The organism is Sphingomonas sp. CCH9-F2 (assembly GCF_001556735.1).
In the GTDB taxonomy this organism is placed as follows: Bacteria; Pseudomonadota; Alphaproteobacteria; order Sphingomonadales; family Sphingomonadaceae; genus Sphingomonas; species Sphingomonas ginsenosidimutans.
The window spans coordinates 1-2,508 of sequence record NZ_LSJO01000322.1 but is presented as its reverse complement, the minus strand read 5'-3'; the positions used below and the strand labels follow the sequence as shown (position 1 = coordinate 2,508).

The following is a 2,508-nucleotide window of genomic DNA, read 5'->3' as shown; positions in this document are numbered from 1 at the left end:
CCGCGATGCTGTTCATCCGCTGTCGCGGCGGCATCAGCCACGATCCGGCGGAACAGGTGAGCGACGACGATACCGATGCCGCGCTGGCGGTGATGCGGCGGTTCATCGACAAATTGGGAGAGCGTTGTGAGCGGGCTTGATCCGATGCTGTTCGGGGAAATCGATCCGCCGCAGCGGCTGCTGATGGGGCCGGGGCCGGTCAACGCGCACCCGCGCGTTTTGCGCGCCATGTCCGCCGACCTGCTGGGGCAGTTCGACCCGGAGATGACCGGGTATATGGAACAGGTGATGGCGCTGTACCGCCCGGTGTTCGGGACCGACAATCGCTGGACGTTCCTGATCGACGGGACCGCGCGCGCGGCGATCGAGGCGTCGCTGGTGTCGCTGGTCGAGCCGGGCGACACGGTGCTGGTGATCGACTTCGGCCGGTTCGGCCTGTTGCTGAAGGAGATCTTGCAGCGGATCGGCGCAACGATCGTGTCGGTCGAGGCGCCGTGGGGCGAGGTGGTGCCGATGGACGCGATCGCCGCGGCGATCGCGCGGCACGGCCCGCGCGTGGTGGCGAGCGTGCATGGCGATACCAGCACGACGATGGCGCAGCCGCTGGCGGGGCTGGGCGATCTGTGCCGCAGCGCGGGCGCGTACAGCTATGTCGATGCGACCGCGACGATCGGTGGCATGGCGATCGAGGCAGACGCATGGGACGTCGACGTCGTCACCGGGGGCTTGCAGAAATGCCTGGGCGGGCCGTCCGGTTCGGCACCGATCACCGTGTCGGACCGCGCGGCGGAGCGAATCTTCGCGCGGCGTCATGTCGAACAGGGAATCCGTCGCGCCGATATCGCCGACGGGCGGGGTCCGCGGATCGGGTCCAACTATTTCGACCTGGCGATGGTGATGGATTACTGGAGCGAGAAGCGCCTGAACCATCATACCGAGGCGACGACGATGCTGTACGGCGCGCGCGAATGCGCGCGCGTCGCGCTGGGCGAGGGGTTGGCGGCGCGCTTCGATCGCCATGCGCGCGCGGGTGCTTCGGTGACGGCGGCGGCGCGGGCGATGGGCCTGACGGTATTCGGCGACGATGCACACCGCATGACCAACGTCACCGCGATCCACATCCCCGATGGCGTGGATGGCGAGGCGGTGCGCCGCCGGATGCGCGAGGATTTCGAGATCGAGATCGGCACCGCCTTCGGCCCGCTGGCGGGCAAGGTGTGGCGGATCGGGGCGATGGGCTACAACGCGATGAAGCATAAGGTGGCGCTGACGATCGGCGCGCTGGAGGCGGTGCTGCGTGCGGAAGGCCATGCGGTGCCGCCGGGCGCGGGGGTCGACGCGGCGCTGGCGGTGTGGAACCGATGAGCGCGCGCGACCTGATCGGCTATGGCGCGACGCCGCCCGACGCGCGCTGGCCGGGCGGTGCGCGCGTCGCGGTGCAGTTCGTCATCAATTACGAGGAAGGCGCGGAGAACAGCGTCCTGAACGGCGATGCGGGGTCGGAGGCGTTCCTGTCCGACATGGTCGGGGCGGGCAGCCATGCTGGCCGCGCGATGGCGATGGAAAGCCTGTACGAATATGGCAGCCGCGCCGGTTTCTGGCGGCTGCACCGGCTGTTCACCGCGCGCGGCGTGCCCGTCACCGTCTTCGGCGTGGCGGCGGCGATGGCGATGAACCTGGCGGCGGTCGAGGCGATGCTGGCCGCCGGCTGGGAAGTGGCGAGCCACGGCTGGCGCTGGATCGATTACCAGAACGTGCCCGAGGCGGTGGAGCGCGAGCATGTCGCGCGCGCGATCGAGGTGCACAGCCGGCTGACCGGCCAGCGCCCGCTCGGCTGGTATCAGGGGCGCACCAGCCCCCATACCGCGCGGATCGTGCGCGAGGAAGGCGGCTTCGTCTATGATGCCGATAGCTATGCCGACGACCTGCCTTACTATGTTCAGGGGCAACTGATCGTCCCCTATTCGCTCGACGCCAACGACATGAAGATGGTGGCGCTGAACGGCTTTACCGAGGGCGAGCAGTTCTTCCGCTACCTGCGCGACACGTTCGAGGCGCTGCGCGGCGAGGGCGGGCGGATGATGTCGGTGGGGCTGCACGGCCGGATCGCCGGGCGGCCCGCGCGCGCGGCGGCGGTGGCGCGGTTCGTCGACCATGTGATCGTCAGCGGCGATGCGTGGATCGCGCGGCGGATCGACATCGCGCGCCACTGGCTGGCGGTGCATCCGGCATGACGATGACCATCCCCATCACCATCACCATCAACGATCCGCAGGCGCTGGCCGAGGTGACGGCGGCGTTCCACGCCTATGAACGCGCGCTGATGGCGGACGATATCGCCGCAATGGACGCGCTGTTCCACGACGCGCCCACCACCAACCGCTATGGCGTGGGCGAGGTGCTGTACGGGATCGCGGCAATCCGCGCATTCCGCAAGGGGCGCGGCGGATCGCCGCAGCGGCGGCTCGGGCGGGTCGCGATCACCGTCTATGGCGGGCGGTTCGCGAC

The 2,508-nt window shown here is 69.4% G+C and carries 3 protein-coding genes; all 3 read left to right on the top strand.

The genetic code is table 11. The annotated features are described in order from the left end of the window. The first annotated feature begins 126 nt into the window (after positions 1-126). Complete coding sequence (locus AX685_RS09420) at positions 127-1,365, top strand: pyridoxal-phosphate-dependent aminotransferase family protein (protein WP_231738740.1); 1,239 nt, start codon at positions 127-129, stop codon at positions 1,363-1,365. After that, the gene (gene puuE / locus AX685_RS09415) at positions 1,362-2,234 is read left to right on the top strand and encodes an allantoinase PuuE (protein ID WP_066487885.1); all 873 of its coding nucleotides are present in this window, start codon (positions 1,362-1,364) and stop codon (positions 2,232-2,234) included. The genes AX685_RS09420 and puuE overlap by 4 nt, the downstream gene beginning before the upstream one ends. Positions 2,235-2,254: 20 nt before the next feature. After that, a partial coding sequence (locus AX685_RS09410) for an AtzH-like domain-containing protein (RefSeq protein WP_066487887.1) occupies positions 2,255-2,508 on the top strand: 254 nt, incomplete at its 3' end.

Coding starts and splice junctions, on each gene's coding strand:
- puuE (WP_066487885.1), top strand. CDS start 1,362: ATGAGCGCGCGCGACCTGATCGGCTATGGCGCGACGCCGCCCGACGCG.